The organism is Microbacterium sp. Bi128, assembly GCF_918698205.1.
In genome coordinates, this window is the sequence record NZ_CAKKMM010000921.1 from 1 (window position 1) to 2047 (window position 2047).

At 72.5% G+C, this 2047-nt stretch carries 1 protein-coding gene; it reads left to right on the forward strand.

What is annotated here, in order from left to right:
- Positions 1 to 2047: FtsK/SpoIIIE domain-containing protein (locus tag LQV45_RS28035; RefSeq protein ID WP_230010195.1), on the forward strand; the 2047-nt coding region annotated here is incomplete at both ends.

Genomic DNA, 2047 nt, shown 5'->3' on the forward strand with positions numbered 1-2047 from the left:
GTCCCGGCGCGGGCACGCTGGTCGCCCTGCGGCGGGGAAGCTTCCGGATCGGACGCGGGGGCACCGAGGTCGTGATCCCTGATGCCGCGCTCTCCCGGGAGCACGCGCGCCTGGACGTCGGGGACTCGGACGTCACGATCATGGACCTCGGCAGTGCGAACGGCACCAGCGTCGATGGCCGGAGCGTGCGAACGGCCCCGGTGACCACGGCGTCCTCGATCCGCTGCGGCGATTCCACTATCTCGCTCCGGCTCGGGCCATCGGGCGTGCCCCGTGCTGCCCCGGACGCCGTGACGGTGCTGGCAGGCTCCAGCGTTGCCGCGCCGCTGGTTGTCCGCGGCACCGCCGCCCAAGGCCACCGGGCCGCCATGGCGCTGGCCGCGGTGCTGCCGCTCTTGGTCGGCGTCGGCATGGCATTTCTCACCGGCATGTGGATGTTCCTGGCCTTCACCGCAGTCTCTGGCGTGTCCGTCCTGGTCCCGTTCCTCTCGGGCCGCCGCCAGCGTCGCGAGTTCCAGGCCGCTGTGGCGGAGGCCGCCCTGCAGGACAGGGAACGACGCCGGCACGCCGCACCTTCCGCGGCTGACCTGACCATTGGTTGCGCGGCTGCGGTGCCCCCGGCAGCCCGTGCGCCTGGCGGGGAGCCGCCGGACATCTGCCTGCGGCTCGGGCTGGCGGAACAGAGCGCGAATATCCGGCCCGAACCACCCGACGCCGGCTTTCGGCCACCGTCGCTCGGCCAGGTGCCCCTGACCTTGGACCCGGTCCCGGCGGTGGTGACCGTCCACGGCCCCGCGCCCGCGACGGCCGGACTGATGCGCTCGTTCATCCTGCAATTGGCCGCCTATCCCCTGGCGGACAGCACCCGACTGCTGCTGCATGGCCCTGCGGACACGGTGCCGTTGCCGGCGCGCTTCCTGCCCGGCGTCACACTGTCCGCGAATGACGCCACCACTGCGGCCGTGCTGGCCGCCGCTCCCGACGGTCCAGGCGCTCCCGACGGTCCAGGCGGTCCAGGCGGTCCCGGCCGCCCCGGCGGCCCCGGCGATCCCGGCGGTCCCGGCGGTCCTCCGGGTCATGGCGGGGGATTTGACCGCGGCGTCCTCATTCTTTGGGACACTCCGGCGCAGTCAGGCCCCGCGCCCGGTCCAGGCGCTGCTGGCGCCGGCCCGGCATTCAGGGCAATGGCGGCGGCGCATGGGTGGAGGGTGATCGAGTGCTCGCCGGAGCCCGGTCCCGGCGTACACCCCGGCATTGTCCTCGGCCGGCGCGGCGCCCTGATCAGGGTTGGGTCCCCGCCCGTGGACTTCGTGCCGGATCTGGTCCCGGCCGAGGTCTTTGACCGCTTTTGCCGTGGGTTCAGCGCCGCACGGCGTACGCCGCCGGCTCCCCCGCCGGCTATCCCCCGGCATTGCAGCCTGGCCGACGTCCTTCCCCTCGCGGCAGAGGACATCTCCCGGCGCTGGTCCCGGAGCGGCGCGGAGGCCGGGCTGGGTACGCCCGTCGGCGTGGCGGCCCGGGGTGCCGTGCGGATCGACCTGAAGGCTGACGGTCCGCACTTCCTGGTCGCGGGGACCACGGGTTCCGGAAAGTCGGAGTTGTTGCGGACTCTTGCTGCCGGCCTCGCGGCCAGCCATCCGCCGGACCGGGTCAACTTGCTCTTCATAGATTTCAAGGGCGGCTCCGGCTTGGGTCCGCTCACCGGCCTCCCACACTGCGTCGGCATGCTGACCGATCTGGGCGCTGCGCAGGTGGAGCGCACATTGGTTTCCCTGCGGGCCGAGGTCCGCCGGAGGGAGGAACTGCTCGCCCGGGCCAATGCCCCGGATCTCGCGGCCTACGAGGCGTCACCGGCCGCCGGACCGCCCGTCCCCTCTCTGGTCATCATCGTTGACGAGTTCAGGATCCTGGTGGACGAAGCGCCCGGCGCCCTCACCGAACTTATGAGGATTGCCGCCATCGGCCGGTCACTGGGGATCCACCTCATCATGGCCACCCAGCGCCCGCAGGGAGCCCTGAACGCCGACATCAGGGCCAATGTCACCAC